At 60.6% G+C, this 16,621-nt stretch carries 20 protein-coding genes; 17 read left to right on the top strand and 3 right to left on the bottom strand.

The window, feature by feature from the left end; genetic code table 11:
- Positions 1-45 precede the first annotated feature (45 nt).
- From MUM_RS0120210 to MUM_RS0120200, 3 genes are read left to right on the top strand one after another with little or no spacing between them, the layout of a single operon-like run.
- A complete protein-coding gene (locus MUM_RS0120210) occupies positions 46-1,185 on the top strand; it encodes a branched-chain amino acid ABC transporter substrate-binding protein (protein ID WP_010173379.1) in 1,140 nt (379 codons plus the stop codon).
- 31 nt (positions 1,186-1,216) lie between these two features.
- Entirely contained in the window at positions 1,217-1,708 is a 492-nt protein-coding gene (locus MUM_RS0120205; protein ID WP_010173377.1) for an L-2-amino-thiazoline-4-carboxylic acid hydrolase, read from the top strand.
- On the top strand, positions 1,705-2,940 hold the full coding sequence (locus MUM_RS0120200; RefSeq protein WP_010173376.1) for a Zn-dependent hydrolase: 1,236 nt from the start codon (positions 1,705-1,707) through the stop codon (positions 2,938-2,940). Before MUM_RS0120205 ends, MUM_RS0120200 begins: the two co-directional genes overlap by 4 nt.
- A 72-nt stretch (positions 2,941-3,012) precedes the next feature.
- On the opposite strand, the gene MUM_RS0120195 is transcribed toward MUM_RS0120200, so the two are convergent.
- The gene (locus tag MUM_RS0120195; protein ID WP_010173375.1) at positions 3,013-3,801 is read right to left on the bottom strand and encodes an AraC family transcriptional regulator; all 789 of its coding nucleotides are present in this window, start codon (positions 3,799-3,801) and stop codon (positions 3,013-3,015) included.
- 85 nt (positions 3,802-3,886) lie between these two features.
- On the opposite strand from MUM_RS0120195, the gene MUM_RS0120190 reads away from it, so the two are divergent.
- The 8 genes from MUM_RS0120190 to MUM_RS0120145 all read left to right on the top strand — a co-directional run bounded on the left by MUM_RS0120190 (position 3,887) and on the right by MUM_RS0120145 (position 11,210).
- Positions 3,887-4,885, top strand: a complete 999-nt coding sequence (locus MUM_RS0120190; protein WP_010173374.1) for a bile acid:sodium symporter family protein — start codon at positions 3,887-3,889, stop codon at positions 4,883-4,885.
- Positions 4,886-4,973: 88 nt separating this feature from the next.
- Positions 4,974-6,164 (top strand): sugar transporter, encoded by a 1,191-nt coding sequence (locus tag MUM_RS0120185; protein ID WP_010173373.1) that lies wholly within the window; start codon positions 4,974-4,976, stop codon positions 6,162-6,164.
- A gap of 42 nt (positions 6,165-6,206) precedes the next feature.
- Complete coding sequence (locus MUM_RS0120180; RefSeq protein WP_010173372.1) at positions 6,207-6,773, top strand: hypothetical protein; 567 nt, start codon at positions 6,207-6,209, stop codon at positions 6,771-6,773.
- 361 nt (positions 6,774-7,134) lie between these two features.
- Positions 7,135-7,338 carry a toxin-antitoxin system YwqK family antitoxin gene (locus MUM_RS0120170; RefSeq protein WP_442962340.1) on the top strand — a complete coding sequence of 68 codons (204 nt, stop codon included), beginning with the start codon at positions 7,135-7,137 and terminating at the stop codon, positions 7,336-7,338.
- Positions 7,335-7,763 (top strand): hypothetical protein, encoded by a 429-nt coding sequence (locus MUM_RS0120165; RefSeq protein ID WP_010173370.1) that lies wholly within the window; start codon positions 7,335-7,337, stop codon positions 7,761-7,763. The genes MUM_RS0120170 and MUM_RS0120165 overlap by 4 nt, the downstream gene beginning before the upstream one ends.
- Positions 7,764-7,781: 18 nt before the next feature.
- On the top strand, positions 7,782-8,252 hold the full coding sequence (locus tag MUM_RS0120160) for a hypothetical protein (protein ID WP_010173369.1): 471 nt from the start codon (positions 7,782-7,784) through the stop codon (positions 8,250-8,252).
- A gap of 482 nt (positions 8,253-8,734) precedes the next feature.
- Positions 8,735-10,288, top strand: coding sequence for a TerC family protein (locus tag MUM_RS0120150; RefSeq protein ID WP_010173367.1), 1,554 nt, complete (start codon positions 8,735-8,737; stop codon positions 10,286-10,288).
- A gap of 79 nt (positions 10,289-10,367) precedes the next feature.
- Positions 10,368-11,210, top strand: coding sequence for a PhzF family phenazine biosynthesis protein (locus tag MUM_RS0120145; RefSeq protein WP_010173365.1), 843 nt, complete (start codon positions 10,368-10,370; stop codon positions 11,208-11,210).
- On the opposite strand, the gene MUM_RS0120140 is transcribed toward MUM_RS0120145, so the two are convergent.
- Together MUM_RS0120140 and MUM_RS0120135 are read right to left on the bottom strand one after the other, a co-directional pair.
- Positions 11,146-11,523, bottom strand: a complete 378-nt coding sequence (locus tag MUM_RS0120140) for a thioredoxin family protein (RefSeq protein WP_029616022.1) — start codon at positions 11,521-11,523, stop codon at positions 11,146-11,148. The two genes, MUM_RS0120145 and MUM_RS0120140, sit on opposite strands and share 65 nt — an antisense overlap.
- A gap of 148 nt (positions 11,524-11,671) precedes the next feature.
- Positions 11,672-11,908: a hypothetical protein gene (locus MUM_RS0120135; protein ID WP_010173361.1), complete on the bottom strand. Its 237-nt coding sequence runs from the start codon at positions 11,906-11,908 to the stop codon at positions 11,672-11,674.
- A gap of 334 nt (positions 11,909-12,242) precedes the next feature.
- Here MUM_RS0120135 and MUM_RS0120130 point away from each other — a divergent pair, with 334 nt between their 5' ends.
- The 6 genes from MUM_RS0120130 to MUM_RS0120105 all read left to right on the top strand — a co-directional run bounded on the left by MUM_RS0120130 (position 12,243) and on the right by MUM_RS0120105 (position 16,615).
- Entirely contained in the window at positions 12,243-13,091 is an 849-nt protein-coding gene (locus MUM_RS0120130) for a transporter substrate-binding domain-containing protein (RefSeq protein WP_010173359.1), read from the top strand.
- A 52-nt stretch (positions 13,092-13,143) separates the two neighbouring features.
- Entirely contained in the window at positions 13,144-13,806 is a 663-nt protein-coding gene (locus MUM_RS0120125; protein WP_003207993.1) for an amino acid ABC transporter permease, read from the top strand.
- Between the two features lie 9 nt (positions 13,807-13,815).
- Positions 13,816-14,478: an amino acid ABC transporter permease gene (locus MUM_RS0120120; RefSeq protein ID WP_010173357.1), complete on the top strand. Its 663-nt coding sequence runs from the start codon at positions 13,816-13,818 to the stop codon at positions 14,476-14,478.
- A complete protein-coding gene (locus tag MUM_RS0120115) occupies positions 14,475-15,260 on the top strand; it encodes an amino acid ABC transporter ATP-binding protein (protein WP_010173355.1) in 786 nt (261 codons plus the stop codon). Before MUM_RS0120120 ends, MUM_RS0120115 begins: the two co-directional genes overlap by 4 nt.
- Before the next feature lie 24 nt (positions 15,261-15,284).
- Entirely contained in the window at positions 15,285-15,674 is a 390-nt protein-coding gene (locus MUM_RS0120110; protein ID WP_010173353.1) for a RidA family protein, read from the top strand.
- A gap of 176 nt (positions 15,675-15,850) precedes the next feature.
- Positions 15,851-16,615: an IclR family transcriptional regulator gene (locus tag MUM_RS0120105; protein ID WP_003208002.1), complete on the top strand. Its 765-nt coding sequence runs from the start codon at positions 15,851-15,853 to the stop codon at positions 16,613-16,615.
- Positions 16,616-16,621: the final 6 nt, after the last annotated feature.

Here is a 16,621-nt window from a genome sequence, read left to right as displayed (position 1 = left end):
CGCCCGGCGTGTTCCGACCCGCCCGTAAACAAGCAGGAACTACTGATGAAGACTTTCAAACACACCCTAGTGATCGGCCTGGCTCTGAGCAGCCTGGCGAGTGCCGTGGCCCAGGCCGACCAGACCGTACTGATCGGCCTGGCCGGCCCTCTGACCGGCCCGTCGGCGCGTATCGGCAAAGACCTGGAAAACGGCGCGCAACTGGCCATCGAGGCGGCCAACGCCAAGCACCCGAAAATCAACGGCGAGGCGGTGACGTTCAAGCTGCTGTCCGAGGATGACCAGTCCGACCCGCGCACCGCCGTGACCGTGGCCCAGCGCCTGGTGGACGAAGGCGTGGTGGGCGTGGTCGGCCACTGGAACACCGGCACCAGCATTCCTGCCGCCCGGGTTTACCACGACGCAGGTATCGCCCAGGTAGCACCGGTGGCCACCGGGCACGCGTACACCCAGCAGGGTTTCGACACCAGCTTCCGGATCATGGGCCATGACGACGATGGCGGCCAGGTGGCCGGCGACTATGCTTTGAACACCCTCAAGGCCCGGCGCATTGCGGTGATCGACGACCGTACCGCGTTCGGCCAGGGCCTGGCGGACCAGTTCGTCAAATCCGTCGAGGCCGGTGGCGCCAAGGTGGTGTCCCGTGAATACGTCGACGACAAGACCATCGACTTCAGCGCTGTGCTGACCAACATCCGCAGCCAGAACCCGGACCTGATTTTCTTCGGCGGCGTTGATTCTCAGGCGGCACCGTTGGCCCGGCGCATCAAACAGTTGGGCATCAAGGCGCCGTTGATGGGCGCGGGCGGGTTTGTCAGCCAGACCTTCCTGCAACTGGCGCAGAACGAAGGCGAGGGCGTGATTGCCCTGGAGCCGGGCCTGGCGGTGTCGCAGATGCCGGGTGGCAAGGCGTTCGAGCAGGCTTACAAGGATCGCTACAAGGCGTCGATCGAACTGCACGCGCCGTTCGCCTATGACGGTGTCGGGGTGTTGGTGGCGGCGATCGAGAAAGCCGACTCGGTGAACCCGCAAAAGTACCTGCCGGTGCTGCGCGCCATCAGCTACCAGGGCGTGACCGGGACTATCGCGTTTGATGCCGAGGGCAATCTGAAGAAGCCGTCGTTCACCGTGTATCAGGTCAAGGGCAATCAGTGGCAGCCAGTGAGTGTGGCGGGCGGCAAGTAAACGAATTATGTGGAGCTGACGGAGGCACACAATGAGCAAGCTGGAAGGTGAACTGGGCATCCTGGCCCGGCGGCGGATCGAAGCCGAAATCATCAAGCCGATCTACGAGATTCTGGTGCGCGAACAGGGCAAGGACTTTGCGGCGGCGGTGATCGGCGAGGCGGTGGGCAATGCGGCGATCCAGGCCGGCAAGCACTTTGCCGAACTGGAAGAACAGGGTGCCGACCTCAAGAGTTTCGTCGAGCTGCAAGTGCTCTGGGAAAAGGACGATGCGCTCAAGGTCGAGATCATCGCCAGCGACGCCGAGCACTATGACTACGACGTGAAGCGCTGCCGCTACGCCGAGATGTACCACGAGATGGGCCTGGGCGAGATCGGCCACTTGCTGTCCTGCAACCGCGACGAGTTGTTTATCGTCGGCTACAACCCGGACATCAAGCTGACCCGCACGCAGACCATCATGGGCGGCGCCCATCACTGTGACTTCCGCTACCGGGCCAAGCCTCAGGAGCCCCGCTCATGAGTGACTTGGCGCGGGTCGACGGCGAGCGCCTGTGGGGCTCGCTGATGGAAATGGCGCAGATCGGCGGCACGCAAAAGGGTGGGGTTTCACGCCTGGCCCTCACCGATGAGGACCGCCGCGGTCGTGACCTGTTTGTGCGCTGGTGCGAGGCGGCGGGTTGCAGCATCCGGGTGGATGCCATGGGCAATATCTTTGCCCGTCGCGCCGGGCGCCAGGATCACCTGGCGCCGGTGCTGACCGGTTCCCACGGCGACTCCCAGCCGGCGGGCGGCAAGTACGATGGCATCTACGGGGTACTGGCCGGGCTGGAAGTGGTGCGCACCTTGAATGACCTCGGGATCGAGACCGAGCGGCCTATAGAAGTGGTCAACTGGACCAACGAAGAAGGCTCGCGGTTTGCCCCGGCGATGATTTCTTCCGGGGTGTATGCCGGGGTGTTTGACCTGGAGTACGGCCTGTCCCGCGAAGACAAGGCTGGCGTCACCATCGGCCAGGCGTTGCAGCAGATTGGTTATGCCGGTGCGCACCCGGTGGGTGGCCAGGCGGTGCATGCCGCGTTTGAGTTGCACATCGAACAGGGGCCGATTCTTGAAGCCCAGGACTTGACCATCGGCGTGGTGACTGGCGCCCAGGGCCAGCGCTGGTATGAAGTGGAACTGAGCGGGCGCAGCGCACATGCCGGTACTACGCCGATGGATCACCGCCTGGATGCGCTTCTCGGGTTTGCACGGGTGGTGGAAGCGGTCAACCAGATTGGCCTGGAGCAGGGCGCCGAAGGGCGAGCGACGGTGGGCATGGCGAATATCTTCCCTAACTCACGCAACGTGGTGCCGGGGCGGGTGTTTTTCAGTGTCGAGTTCCGGCACCCGGATGAAGCGGTGCTGGCGCATCAGGACCAGCAGTTGCAGGCGGCGGTGGCGCGGATTGCCGAGGGGATTGGCCTGCAACACAGCGTGAAGCAGATCTTCCAGTACGCGCCGATTGCCTTCGACAGCGCGTGTGTGGACGTGGTGCGGGCTTCGGCGCAAGCGTTGGGGTATAGCCATCGCGACATGATTTCCGGGGCCGGGCATGATGCCTGCTACCTGAACCGGGTGGCGCCGACGGCGATGATTTTTGTGCCGTGTGTGGATGGGCTGAGCCATAACGAGGCGGAGGAGATTTATCCGCAATGGTCGACGGCAGGGGCGGATGTGTTGTTGCAGGCGGTGTTGGCCAAGGCGCAGGAGTGAGCGAGGTGTAACTGTTCAACTGGATTCCCACAGGGGACCGAGTTCCCGCTCTGGAGCTTCTTTGTCTGGGGATCAGCGGAAGAATTCGCCGGGTGTGGCGTCGAATTGCTGGCGGAAGGCGTTGATGAACGCCGAGGTGGATTCGTAGCCGCAGGCCAATGCCACATCGGTCACCCGTTCGCCTTGCTCCAGCGCGGGCAAGGCGCTCAGCAGGCGCAAGCGCTGGCGCCAGGCGCGGAAGGTCAGGCCGGTGTCGCTCAGGAACAGCCGGCTGAGGGTTTTTTCGCTCACCGCCAGTTTCTGGCTCCACTGCCCCAGGGTGGTTTGCTGCTCGGGGTGCAGGTTCAGGCTGCGGTAAATCTGGCGCAAGCGGCTGTCGGCGGGCAGTGGCAGCATCAAATCGACCTGGGGCGCGGCGGCCAACTGGTCCAGAACCACCTGGGCCAGTCGCCCGTCCGGGCCATCCTCGGCATATTCCACCGGCAACTCGCTGAAGCTGCGGATCAACTCCCGCAACAGGCTGCTCACCGCGAGCACCTGGCAGCGGTCGGCCGCCCAGCCGGTGACGCTGCAATCCAGGTACAGGCTGCGCATCTCGGTATGGGGCGAACTGAACACCCGGTGCGGCATGCCGGCCGGGATCCACACCGCGCGCTGGGGCGGCGCGACGAAGCGTCCTGCACTGGTCTGGATCTCCAGCACCCCGGAAATCGCATAGGACAACTGCACCCACGGGTGACTGTGACGACGGGTCAGTGCGCGGTTGGGCAGGGATTCGGTACGGCCATACACCGGCCTCGGCAGGCTGGAAAGCCCGGGCACGCTGCGGCGCACGGTTTTTTCATGTCCTTTAGGCGGCATTTACTGGCTCATTGGCGTTAGTCGGTAACAAGCCGTTACGTTAGAGTCGCGAGGATGCTCTTGGCAACCCCTGGAAGATTGGCTTATGACCCGCCCACGTTTTTTACCTGACAACTTCACCCTGACCCTGGTCGCGACGGTGATCCTCGCGTCCCTGCTGCCCGCCAGCGGCCAGACCTCCGTGGCCTTCGGCTGGGTGACCAACCTGGCCATCGCGCTACTGTTTTTCCTGCACGGCGCCAAACTGTCGCGCCAGGCCATCGTCGCCGGTGCCGGCCACTGGCGCCTGCACCTGTTGGTGTTCAGCCTGACCTTCGTGCTGTTCCCGCTGCTGGGCCTGGCGCTCAAGCCGGTGTTGTCGCCGCTGATCGGCAAAGACCTGTACATGGGCATGCTCTATCTGTGTGCATTGCCTGCCACGGTGCAGTCGGCGATTGCCTTTACGTCCCTGGCCCGGGGCAACATCCCGGCGGCGATTTGCAGTGCGGCGGCGTCGAGCCTGTTCGGGATCTTCCTCACGCCGTTGCTGGTGACCTTGTTGCTTAACGTGCACGGCGACGGCGGCTCGACGGTCGACGCGATTCTGAAGATCAGCGTGCAACTGCTGCTGCCGTTCGTCGCCGGGCAAATCGCCCGCCGCTGGATCGGCGAGTGGGTAGGGCGCAACAAATCCTGGCTGAAGTTCGTCGACCAGGGCTCGATCCTGCTGGTGGTCTACGGCGCGTTCAGCGAAGCGGTCAACGAAGGCATCTGGCACCAGATTCCGCTGTGGGAGCTGGGTGGCCTCGTGGTGGCCTGCTGTGTGTTGCTGGGGCTGGTGCTGGTGGCGTCCACCGTGCTGGGCAAGGCGTTCGGGTTCAGCCAGGAAGACCGCATCACCATTTTGTTCTGCGGCTCCAAGAAGAGCCTGGCCACCGGTGTGCCCATGGCCCAGGTGCTGTTCGCCGGGGCGACCATGGGCGTGCTGATCCTGCCGCTGATGCTGTTTCACCAGATCCAGTTGATGGTGTGTGCCGCCCTGGCCCAGCGTTATGCCAAGCGTCCGGAATCGATTCCGGAGCTGATGGGACAGGTCGATCCCTGAACCGTCGTGTTACTATTTTTTGCGCGCGGCTCAAGGGCCGGCATCGGGCCGGCTTGATCTGCGCGCAAACGAGTACGACGACCTGTAAATGAGCATTTCCGCCGCAACACCTCAAGCCAACTGGCAACCGGTCTTCGCCCTCGCGTTGGCCGCCTTCGTTTTCAATACCACCGAATTTGTGCCGGTCGGCCTGCTGAGTGCCATCGGCGCGAGCTTCGACATGCCCATCGCCAGCGTCGGCCTGATGCTGACCATCTATGCGTGGATCGTGTCCCTGACCTCGCTGCCGGTGATGCTGCTGACCCGCAACGTCGAGCGGCGCAGGCTGCTGATCGTGCTGTTCGGCATGTTTATCGCCAGCCATATCCTGTCCAGTGTGGCCACCAGTTTTGGCATTTTGATGCTCAGCCGGGTGGGTATTGCGTTGTCCCATGCGCTGTTCTGGTCGATCACGGCGTCCCTCGCGGTGCGCCTGGCGCCGGAGGGCAAGCAGGTGCAGGCCCTTGGTCTGCTGGCTACCGGTACTTCGCTGGCGATGGTGCTGGGTATCCCGCTCGGCCGCTTGCTGGGCGAAGCCATGGGCTGGCGCACCACGTTTCTGGTGATCGGCGCGTTTGCGGCCGGGCTGGTGTTCTGGCTGGCGCGCACCTTGCCGCTGCTGCCGAGCCAGAACTCCGGTTCGTTGCGCAGCCTGCCGCTGCTGTTCAAACGCCCCGCGCTGGTGGCGTTGTATGTGTTGACGGCGATGGTGGTGACGGCGCAATTCACCGCCTACAGCTACGTCGAACCCTTCGTTGAAGGCGTTGCCGGTATGAGTGGCAACACCGTGACCCTGATCCTGCTGGTGTTCGGTGGAGCGGGCATCATCGGTTCGCTGCTGTTCAGCCTGGTGCACCGCTTTAACCCCCATCGTTTCCTGATCAGCGCGGTGACCATCCTCGCGCTGTGCCTGGCGTTGTTGCTGCCGTTGAGTGGCGAGGTGTCGTATCTGGTGACCCTGAGCGTGTTCTGGGGCATGGCCATCATGGGCTTTGGCCTGGCGCTGCAATCCAAAGTGTTGGTGCTGGCGCCGGATGCGACGGATGTGGCGATGGCGATGTTTTCCGGGATCTACAACATCGGCATTGGCGGTGGGGCGCTGATGGGCAGTTGGGTCGGCAGCCACTTTGGGTTTGCCTGGATAGGTGCGGCGGGCGGGTTGTTGGCGGCAGTGGCGTTGATTGGGTATTGCCTGGCGATTTATCGGTTTGGGCAGGGTGTGGCCCGCGGCCCTCTGTAGGCGCGACATTCTTAATGCAGTGGTTTTTTCTAGGGATTTAGTATGAAAGCAGGGTTGCTGATCGTTGTTTTATTGATGCTGGGTGGTTGCGTCACCAACCAGTTGCACTTCGCTTCTTATACCTCTGACGCGGAGTTGGCCAGCATTAAGAACAGTGCTGTTCAGTCGGATATTGTCGGGGTTTCAGGCTACGAGCGTTGTGGGCCCTGTACTGAGCGAAGCAAGATTGTATGGCATGCCGCGAACCACGAAATCGTCAGCCTCTACGAGGGGATGGCCAATGTTCCTGTTGATGATTGGGTTGGCTTTACCAAGCGGGCTATAGGGTCTGATTCGGCATCGTCCATTAAAGCCCGGGTCGAGATTGATCGGGTTTTCGTAAAAACCTGGAGTGATCCCGAATACTATGCGGCTGATGTAGAACTTTCGGTTTATATCGGCGGTGTCAAATATGCCGGGCATTCACGAATCAAGATAAAAGGCGCAGGCCAGACGCTTATTCAGCGGGATAAAGTGGCTTTCAATTCAGCTACCCTCGATGCCGTCAGTGTGGGGTTGAAGGCGGCTTATCTGGATGCGTTTGCAAAGTTTAAAACCTCAACTCACTGATGGCGCCGCTTACTGCTTGCTCCTACAGGAGGTATTTCCATGGCAGTTCGTTTGATTAAACCGGCGGTATTTGCAGTGCTCGCCGGGTTTTCCGTGTTGTGGCTCAGCCCTGCAAGCCTGGCGGCCAGTTTTTATTGATGAGCGGGTGATGACGAAGGGGCCGTTCTGAATAACGGGCATAAAGGTACAACGCCGGCTAAAGTCAGTTTTCTCAACAGAGTCTGAAAGCACATCAACATACCGCAGCAGGTTTGCCATGGACGAAAAACCAAACGCGTTACACATAGCGGAAATTCCCTACGAGACCGGAGAGGTTCGATTCAGGTATTCGCGTTACCTGTCCGACGACGGCACGCAATGGATTCGGCATGGGCTTTTTCGCGCCTACCACCCAAACGGCAACCTGGCTTCCGAGGGGAATTACGTGGACGGTGCCGAACACGGCGATTGGCGGGACTACCACGCCAATGGACGGGTGGCGGCGCAGGGCGCTTATGAGCGTGGCCAGGAAGTTGGGGTGTGGTCGTTCTGGGATGCAGATGGATCTCTGGAGGAGTCCTCATGACCACTGAGCTTGCGTCGTCGCTGCACGGAGAGATCCAGTCGCTATGCAGTGCAGGTGATCAATTGGCCGATGAAGGCCGCTATGAAGAGGCCATCGAGCAATACAACAAGGCCTGGATCTTGATCCCCGGACCGCAAAATAACTGGGAAGCCTCCACCTGGGTATTGGCGGCCATCGCTGATGCATGCTTTTTATCCGGATTCAACGGCTCAGCCCGGGATGCCTTGGACTATGCGATGACCTGTCCGGGCGGTCTCGGAAATCCGTTTTTACATTTGCGCCTGGGGCAGGTTTTGCTGGATCAAGGCCATGATGACCAGGCCGCCGATGAATTGATGCGGGCATACATGGGCGCAGGGGCCGAGATCTTTGAGAACGAGGATGGGCGCTATCTGCGCTTTCTTGGCACGCGGGCAAATCTCTAGACGAGAGGGCGGGTGTTGATGTCCACGTTGGCAATGATCCGGCAGCAATGTTTGCTTTTGAATGGCGCGCGCGCCGTTGAGCCTGGGTTTCTTGATGAGGTGCAGAGCCAGCTTGGCCTGGCGCTTGCGGATGATTTTCGTGAGGCTGCCGAGTTCTTCGATGGCTCTGGAATCTACGTTTTGCCCTTGCACGCGATAGGGTGGTCGCTTGCGCCGAATGTCCTGGATGAAACCAGACGTCTTCGAGAGCGTGCCGAGCTTGCGCGGCAGTTTTTGGTATTAGCCCAGCCGCCGGCCAGTTTGATCGTGATGGATTGCTCAGGCGGAGGCGGTCGGGTGATTTGGTGTGACGACGTGGATGTGTGTCGCCTTGGTAGGGAGGCCTTGTTGACTGCGCCGGATTCATGGCCGACGTATACCGCGTTTCTTGAATACCTGATCAGTGAAGAGCAGCAAGATCGTGTGGATCTGCCCGACGATAAAGCTTGATGCTACAAGCCTGGCTGAAGTCCGGCGCGAGGGTGACGCGGAGCGTCACGGTATGCATTCCCACGCAGAGCGTGGGAACGATCGATGAGGAGTTTCTGCTCGGCAGAAAACTTATTAAGTCTATCGATTGGTTGGACTGGGTGTGAAGGGTTGAAGTGAGAGGGCCTGGATGTAGAGGCCCTTCAACCCATGCAGGACAATCGTCGACACCTTACCTGTTACAGATCTTGTAATAATTTTAGATTGTAGGAAATTCCCGTTTCGCCTGTACGATTCAAGTCCTTTTTCCATAACAGGACCTACATGAACACCCTCTCGGAGCCTCCCAGTCGTCTTTCCCCAAGACATTCACTGCCGCCGTTCCCGCTGATCGCCTGCCTCAACGCCAAGCACCCCTTATTCCAATTGCCTACCCTTACCCGGTCCCTCGACCGTGCGTTGCCGTGCCCGGCATTCTGAAAAACTTGAAGAGATACTGAAAAATGGAATGGTTAGCGGATCCAACGGCCTGGCTCGGCCTGTTGACTTTGATTGTGCTGGAGCTGGTGCTGGGCATCGACAACCTGGTGTTTATCGCGATCCTGGCGGACAAGCTGCCGCCGGAGCAGCGTGACCGTGCGCGTCTGATCGGTTTGTCCCTGGCATTGCTGATGCGCCTGGGCTTGCTGGCGAGTATTTCGTGGTTGGTGACCCTGACCCAGCCCTTGTTCGAGGTGTTCGACAAGAGCTTCTCGGGCCGTGACCTGATCATGCTGTTTGGTGGTGTGTTCCTGTTGTTCAAGGCCACCATGGAATTGCATGAGCGCCTTGAGGGGCATGTGGCTCAGCGCACTGGCAACGTGGCTTATGCGATGTTCTGGCCGATCGTTGCGCAGATTGTGGTGCTGGACGCGGTGTTCTCCCTCGACGCGGTGATTACCGCCGTGGGCATGGTGGATGAGCTGGCAGTGATGATGATCGCGGTGATCATTTCCATCGGCCTGATGATCATTGCCAGCAAGCCGCTGACCCGTTTCGTCAACGCCCACCCGACGGTGATCATGCTGTGCCTGGGCTTTTTGATGATGATCGGTTTTGCTCTGACCGCCGAAGGCCTGGGCTTCCACATCCCCAAAGGCTATCTGTACGCGGCCATCGGCTTCTCGATCCTGATCGAGCTGTTCAACCAGATCGCCCGGTCGCGCCGCAAGAAGTCGGCCCAGGGCACGCTGCCGAGGCGTGAGCGTACGGCCCATGCGGTGATGCGTTTGCTCGGCGGGCGCAATTTGGCAGTGGAGGAGGTAGGCGAAGAGGTCGCCGACCTGCTGGACAACCCCGATGCCAGCGGCGGGCCGCTGTTCGACCGGCGCGAGCGGGTGATGATCAGTGGCGTGCTGCAACTGGCTGAACGCCCGATCCGTACGCTGATGACGCCTCGGGCCAAGGTGGACTCTATAGATCTGTCGGACGATCCCGACACTATCCGCCTGAAACTGATGCATTCGTCTTACTCCCGTCTGCCCTTGATCCGCAACGGTAATGTCGACGAGCCATTGGGTTTTGTGCACAAGAAGGAGTTGCTCAAGGAATACCTGGCCGGTAACGAGCCGAACCTGGAGTACCTGGCACGCCGGGCGATCAACCTGCTGGAGAGTTTTTCGATCCTCAACGCCCTGGAGCAGATGCGCCAGGAGTCGACCCACATTGCCTTCGTGATCAACGAATTCGGCGATTTTATCGGGGTGTTGAGCATGACCGACATCCTGGAATCCATCGCCGGTGAGTTGCCGGATGCAAGCGAAGTCGAAGGGCCGGATATCGTCGAGGAGGCGGGCGGTTTCCGGGTCAACGGTGCCTTGAACCTCAACCTGATCCGCCAGCGTACCGGCTTCAAGGCCGTGGCCACGGAGGATTACCAGACCCTGGCCGGGCTGGTGATGAGCCTGCTGGATCGCCTGCCGGTGGTGGGCGATAGCCTGGAACACGAGGGCTGGCGCCTGACCGTGGCCGCAGTGGAGGAACGGCGGGTTACGCAGGTGCTGCTGGCACGGCTGTAGCGGGTGGATTTCATTCGACGCTGGGCTGGCCTTTGGATAGCATCGCCGCTCACTGAACCGTTAAGGAAGGGTTACCCGAATGACTTTGGACGTGCTTAAGATTTCTGCATTCTGTGACGGCAACCAGGGCGGTAACCCGGCCGGCGTATGGATCGGTGACAACTTGCCGGAAGCTGCAGAGATGCAGCGTATCGCTCACGAAGTCGGGTTTTCGGAAACCGTATTCGCCTGCCCGCAGGACGATGGCTGGCGCGTGCGTTACTTCGCGCCTCAGGCCGAAGTCGCCTTCTGCGGGCACGCCACCATTGCCCTCGGCGCAGCCCTGAGCCTGGCGCTGGGCGACGGCGAATTCCACCTGACGTTGAACAATGGCGATATTTCCGTCAGTGGCCGCAGCGAAGGCGACCTGATCGAAGCCGCGCTGCAATCCCCGCCAACCCGCAGTGCACCGGCAAACGATGCGCTGGTGGACGCGGGCCTGAGGTTGTTCGGCTACACCCGCAACGACCTGGACCCGAGCATCCCGCCGGCTATCATCCATGGCGGTATCGACCACCTGGTGCTGGCCCTCGACAGCCGCGCCAAGCTCAGCCAGATGCACTATGAACTGGAGGCCGGTCGCCGCTATATGACCGACGCCGGCTTGGGCACCGTGGTGCTGGTGTTCGCTGAAAGCCCGACGCTGTTTCACACCCGCAACCCGTTCGCGGTGGGCGGTGTGTACGAAGACCCGGCCACGGGCTCCGCTGCCGCAGCATTTGCCGGCTACCTGCGGGACCTGGGCTGGCCGCACAACGGTCGTATCGACATCATCCAGGGCGAGGACGTGGGCAGTCGCTCACGCTTGCAAGCGCAGATCACCGCGCAGCGGGGTGCGTCGATTCGGGTGTCGGGTACGGCGCGGTTGATGTTGGAGGACTGATTCTGGTCTTGGCGAACGTCTCGCTCAGAATTTTTTCGTCGAACCCCTTCAGCTTCTCGATCATTCGGCCATTCCGGAACACCAGCAGGGTGGGTGTGCCAGTCACATCCGGGTGCCTGGGGGTTTGGGCCGTATCGAGCACCAGGCTTTTCACGGTGCTGCCATATTTTCCGGCAATCTGCTCAAACAGTGGCCCGGCCTGACCGCAGGCCGGGCAATGCTGCGAGACAAACAACATGAACACCGTCTCATGCGACGCGAGCACTTGCTGATATTCCTCGGCATTGGCAATCACCGCCGTTGCAATTCCCATGATGATCTCCTTGGCAAAAGGGCAAGGCCCACGCTAAACCCGGCGATCAAAACGGTCTACTGTCAAAACTAACAGGTCCCCTGCAGCAATCCGCTTTTGTGGTGAGGGGGCTTGTCCCCCGTTGGGCTGCGCAGCAGCCCCAAGGCTTTCAACGCTGCGCCCGTTCCCGAGCCTTCTTCGCCAACCCCACGCACTGCTTATAGTCGCCCTGTTCCTTGGCGTCCTTCGCCCGACGATACCCATGATGATTCTGGGTGGTGTAGTTCGTACTGAACGCCGCCTTGAGCTTGACCAGCTCGGCCTTGCATTCGCGCCGGTCATCCTTGGCAAACACCTGGCTGGCGAACACCAGCGACAACACGATAAGCACAAGACTGATCTTCATCTGAGCGCATTCCTTGGGGGCGGATCACCTGCAAAGGCTAGCCCAGCCACGGGATATTTCCATTCGGCCATCGCACCTCTTTCGTGCACGGTAACGCGCTGCTCCCGCACCTAAATGTGGCCTGTCACCCCGGTGTGTAGCCAACGGTAGCAATCTGATTGCAACGACTGGCCTAACGCCTCATCGCCGATACAAATTTATCTAATTGATTTTAAAAGAAATTAATCCCGCAATATTTTTCTGTTACCGCGTATGGCACACTTTCTGCTGTCTATTCCGTTGTTACATACTAAGTTCCGGTATAGCGGAATACACAACTCCTGGAGTGCTTGTCATGCATCACCGACCTTCCGTGTTTAAAGCGTGTGTTTTTCTCTTCGCCGCATCGGCTTCCCTCGCAAGCGTAGTGCAAGCGGCGGACAGCAAGCTCGATACGGTGCTCAAGCGTGGGCACCTGATCGTGGGTACAGGCAGTACCAATGCGCCGTGGCACTTCCAGGGAGCGGATGGCAAGTTGCAGGGTTTTGATATCGACATCGGCCACATCGTCGCCAAGGGGCTGTTCAACGACCCGAGCAAAGTCGAGTACGTGGTGCAGTCCTCCGACGCCCGGATTCCCAACCTGTTGACCGACAAGGTCGACATGAGCTGCCAGTTCATCACCGTCACCGCCAGCCGTGCGCAGCAAGTGGCCTTCACCCTGCCGTACTACCGCGAAGGCGTGGGCCTGCTGCTGCCGGCCAACAGCAAGTACAAGGAAATCGAAGACCTGCAAGCCGCAGGCAGCGACGTCACCGTGGCCGTGCTGCAGAACGTCTACGCCGAAGAGCTGGTGCACCAGGCATTGCCTAAAGCCAAGGTCGACCAGTACGACAGTGTCGACCTGATGTACCAGGCCGTGAACTCCGGCCGTGCCGACACCGCCGCCACCGACCAGTCCTCGGTCAAGTACCTGATGGTGCAAAACCCGGGTCGCTACCGCAGCCCGAGCTACGCCTGGAGCCCGCAGACCTACGCGTGCGCCGTCAAGCGTGGCGACCAGGACTGGCTGAACTTCGTCAACACCGCGCTGCATGAAGCCATGACCGGCGTGGAATTCCCGATGTACAAGGCCTCGTTCAAGCAATGGTTCGGTGTGGATCTGCCAGAGCCTGCGATCGGTTTCCCGGTTGAGTTCAAGTAATTCGTAAACACTGGGGCGTCGCTGACGGCGCCCCAATCAGGTACTGCCGACCATGAACTATCAGTTGAACTTTGCCGCTGTGTGGCGCGACTTCCCCAGCTTGCTGGCGGGGCTCGGCCTCGGCCTTGAACTGGCACTGCTGTCCATCGCCATCGGTTGCGTGATCGGCCTGTTGATGGCGTTTGCCATGCTGTCCAAACACCGCGCGCTACGCATCGTGGCCTCGGTGTATGTGACGGTGATCCGTAACACCCCGATCCTGGTGCTGATCCTGTTGATCTACTTCGCCTTGCCGAGCCTGGGTATCCGGCTGGACAAGATCCCCTCGTTCATCATCACGCTGTCGCTGTACGCCGGTGCCTACCTGACCGAAGTATTCCGCGCAGGCCTCTTGAACATTCCCAAGGGGTTGCGTGAAGCGGGCCTGGCCATCGGCCTGGGCGAATGGCGCATCCGCGCGTACATCACCGTGCCGGTGATGCTGCGCAACGTGCTGCCGGCGCTGTCGAACAACTTCATCTCGCTGTTCAAGGACACCTCCCTGGCGGCCGCGATCGCGGTGCCGGAGCTGACCTATTACGCCCGCAAGATCAACGTCGAAAGCTACCGGGTGATTGAAACCTGGATGGTCACGACCGCGCTCTACGTGGCTGCCTGTTACCTCATTGCCATGCTGCTCCGTTACCTGGAACAGCGTTTGGCGATTCGCCGCTAAGGAGCGCCCATGTACGAATCCCCCAGCTGGCTGCATGAGTTGTGGATCGCCCGGGAAACCCTCTGGGCGGGGTTCCAGACCAGCGTCTATTGCTCGGCCCTGGCCATTATCTTCGGCACCCTGATCGGCATCGTTGCCGGGTTGATCCTGACCTACGGCAAATTCTGGATGCGCGCGCCGTTTCGCCTGTACGTCGACCTGATCCGCGGTACGCCGGTGTTTGTGCTGGTGTTGGCATGCTTCTACATGCTGCCGGCGCTTGGCTGGCAGATCACCGCGTTCCAGGCCGGTGCCGTGGGCCTGACGCTGTTCTGCGGCTCTCACGTTTCGGAAATCGTGCGCGGTGCGTTGCAAGCCATTCCAAAAGGGCAACTGGAAGCGGGCAAGGCCATCGGCCTGACGTTCTACCAGTCCCTGGGCTATGTGCTGCTGCCTCAGGCGTTGCGGCAGATCCTGCCGACCTGGGTCAACTCGTCCACGGAAATCGTCAAGGCGTCCACGTTGCTGTCGGTGATCGGCGTGGCCGAATTGCTGCTCAGCACCCAACAGGTCATCGCCCGGACGTTCATGACCCTGGAGTTCTACCTGTTCGCAGGCTTTATGTTTTTTGTCATCAACTACGCCATCGAATTGTTGGGGCGTTACATTGAAAAGCGGGTGGCGTTGCCATGAACCAACTCTCAAAAGAAAGCCAGCCACTGCTGAACATTCGCGGCCTGCGTAAACAGTACGGCCCGGTGGAAGTGCTCAAGGGCGTCGACCTGAGCATGCAGCGCGGCAACGTCGTGACGTTGATCGGCTCCAGCGGTTCGGGCAAGACCACGCTGCTGCGTTGCGTCAACCTGCTGGAAGAATTCCAGGGTGGCCAGATCACCCTCGACGGCGAATCCATTGGCTACAGCGACGTCGGCGGCAAGCGCGTGCGCCATCCGGAACGGGTGATTTCCCAGCACCGCGCGATGACGGGCATGGCGTTTCAGCAATTCAACCTGTTCCCGCATTTGAGCGCGTTGCAGAACGTCACCCTGGGCCTGCTCAAGGTCAAGAAAATGGGCAAGGACGAAGCGGTTGCACTGGCGGAAAAATGGCTGGACCGTGTCGGCCTGCTGGAGCGGCGCAATCACTTCCCGGGCCAATTGTCGGGCGGCCAGCAACAGCGCGTGGCGATTGCCCGGGCGATTGCGATGAACCCAAGCCTGATGCTGTTCGACGAAGTCACCTCGGCCCTCGACCCGGAACTGGTGGGCGAAGTGCTCAGCGTGATCAAGGGGTTGGCGGAGGAGGGCATGACCATGTTGCTGGTCACCCACGAAATGCGCTTTGCCTATGAAGTCTCGGACAAGATCGTCTTCATGAACCAGGGCCGCATTGAAGAACAGGGGCCGCCGAAAGACATCTTCGAACGCCCGCAATCGCCGCGACTGGCGGAATTTCTCAAGAACATTCGTTTTTAATTCACTCGTTTCAGGAGATCCATTATGAGCATTACTCGTTACGGCACCGGCGCCACCGCAGGCGGTGGCCAGCCTCGTCCTTTCGCCCGCGCGGTGGAAGCGGACGGCTGGTTGTACGTGTCGGGCCAGGTGCCGGCGGTGGACGGTGAAATCATCACCGGCGGGATCGTCGAGCAGACGCACCAGACCATGAAGAACGTGGTGGCGATCCTCGAAGAGGCCGGCTACGCGCTGGAAGATGTGGTGCGCGTGGGTGTGTGGCTGGAAGACCCACGGGACTTCTGGAGTTTCAACAAAGTGTTCGGCGAATACTTCAACCCGGAACATGCCCCGGCGCGGGCGTGTGTGCAGGCGAACATGATGGTCGACTGCAAGGTGGAGATCGATTGCGTGGCCTACAAGAAAAAAGGCTAAATGCTGCGCCACACCTTTGACCTGTGGTGGTGCCTTTGTTGCGAGGGGGCTTGTCCCCCGTTGGGCTGCGAAGCGGCCCCAAAAAAGCGGGAGCGCTGCGCACTCCAACGGGGGACAAGCCCCCTCGCCACAGAGTTCTTTACGTGCCTTTAAATTTGACGGGACCCGAAACTGCCATGACCGAAGACACCATCAAACGCCGCGCCAAAGGCCTCGACCGGGCGTTCGATATCCTCGATTTCCTCAAGGAAATCGGCCAACCCCTGCGCCCGAATGATATCGCCAGCGGCATTGGCAGCCCCAAGTCCACGGTCTACGAACTGGTGGCCTCGTTGCTGGAGCGGCGCATCCTCGAAACCGTGGGCAAGGACGGTCACGTCTACCTCGGCCGTCAACTGTACTTCCTCGGCCAGGCCCACCTGCGTCATTTCGACCTGACTCGCGAAGCCGACCACGCTCTGCAGGAAATCGTCAGCCAGACCCACGAAACCGCCCAGATGTGCCTGCTCAACGGGCGCAAATACACCGTGGCCCTGATGCGCGAAGGCGAGCGGCATTTCCGCATTTCTTCCGACATCGGCGAGAACGCCCCAATCCCCTGGACCGCCTCCGGCCGCCTGCTGTTGGGCCACCTGAGCGACCAGCAAATCATCGACCTGATCGACTACGACGATTTCATCCTCCCCGACGGTCAGCGTCTGCCTCTGGAAACCTTCCTCGGGCAAATTCGTCAGGCCACCCTCGACGGATTTTTCTCCTTCGACAGCGTTGCCGACACCTTTACCCATTGCTTTGCTGCCCCGGTGCGGGACGCCCAAGGCATCAGCATTGCGACCCTGTGCATCGTGGCCCCACGGGCCGATGCCATCAAAAACTACAACGACTATCGCCGGGTGCTGATCGACAGCGCGAACAACCTGGCCCGTCGCATCAACGAATAGGAAACC

The organism is Pseudomonas sp. PAMC 25886 (genome assembly GCF_000242655.1).
Lineage (GTDB): Bacteria > Pseudomonadota > Gammaproteobacteria > Pseudomonadales > Pseudomonadaceae > Aquipseudomonas.
The sequence above is the reverse complement of the archived record's forward strand: the minus strand, read 5'-3'. Positions and strand labels throughout refer to the sequence as shown.

Coding starts and splice junctions, on each gene's coding strand:
- MUM_RS0120210 (WP_010173379.1), top strand. CDS start 46: ATGAAGACTTTCAAACACACCCTAGTGATCGGCCTGGCTCTGAGCAGC.
- MUM_RS0120205 (WP_010173377.1), top strand. CDS start 1,217: ATGAGCAAGCTGGAAGGTGAACTGGGCATCCTGGCCCGGCGGCGGATC.
- MUM_RS0120200 (WP_010173376.1), top strand. CDS start 1,705: ATGAGTGACTTGGCGCGGGTCGACGGCGAGCGCCTGTGGGGCTCGCTG.
- MUM_RS0120195 (WP_010173375.1), bottom strand. CDS start 3,801: ATGCCGCCTAAAGGACATGAAAAAACCGTGCGCCGCAGCGTGCCCGGG.
- MUM_RS0120190 (WP_010173374.1), top strand. CDS start 3,887: ATGACCCGCCCACGTTTTTTACCTGACAACTTCACCCTGACCCTGGTC.
- MUM_RS0120185 (WP_010173373.1), top strand. CDS start 4,974: ATGAGCATTTCCGCCGCAACACCTCAAGCCAACTGGCAACCGGTCTTC.
- MUM_RS0120180 (WP_010173372.1), top strand. CDS start 6,207: ATGAAAGCAGGGTTGCTGATCGTTGTTTTATTGATGCTGGGTGGTTGC.
- MUM_RS0120165 (WP_010173370.1), top strand. CDS start 7,335: ATGACCACTGAGCTTGCGTCGTCGCTGCACGGAGAGATCCAGTCGCTA.
- MUM_RS0120160 (WP_010173369.1), top strand. CDS start 7,782: ATGTCCACGTTGGCAATGATCCGGCAGCAATGTTTGCTTTTGAATGGC.
- MUM_RS0120150 (WP_010173367.1), top strand. CDS start 8,735: ATGGAATGGTTAGCGGATCCAACGGCCTGGCTCGGCCTGTTGACTTTG.
- MUM_RS0120145 (WP_010173365.1), top strand. CDS start 10,368: ATGACTTTGGACGTGCTTAAGATTTCTGCATTCTGTGACGGCAACCAG.
- MUM_RS0120140 (WP_029616022.1), bottom strand. CDS start 11,523: ATGGGAATTGCAACGGCGGTGATTGCCAATGCCGAGGAATATCAGCAA.
- MUM_RS0120135 (WP_010173361.1), bottom strand. CDS start 11,908: ATGAAGATCAGTCTTGTGCTTATCGTGTTGTCGCTGGTGTTCGCCAGC.
- MUM_RS0120130 (WP_010173359.1), top strand. CDS start 12,243: ATGCATCACCGACCTTCCGTGTTTAAAGCGTGTGTTTTTCTCTTCGCC.
- MUM_RS0120125 (WP_003207993.1), top strand. CDS start 13,144: ATGAACTATCAGTTGAACTTTGCCGCTGTGTGGCGCGACTTCCCCAGC.
- MUM_RS0120120 (WP_010173357.1), top strand. CDS start 13,816: ATGTACGAATCCCCCAGCTGGCTGCATGAGTTGTGGATCGCCCGGGAA.
- MUM_RS0120115 (WP_010173355.1), top strand. CDS start 14,475: ATGAACCAACTCTCAAAAGAAAGCCAGCCACTGCTGAACATTCGCGGC.
- MUM_RS0120110 (WP_010173353.1), top strand. CDS start 15,285: ATGAGCATTACTCGTTACGGCACCGGCGCCACCGCAGGCGGTGGCCAG.
- MUM_RS0120105 (WP_003208002.1), top strand. CDS start 15,851: ATGACCGAAGACACCATCAAACGCCGCGCCAAAGGCCTCGACCGGGCG.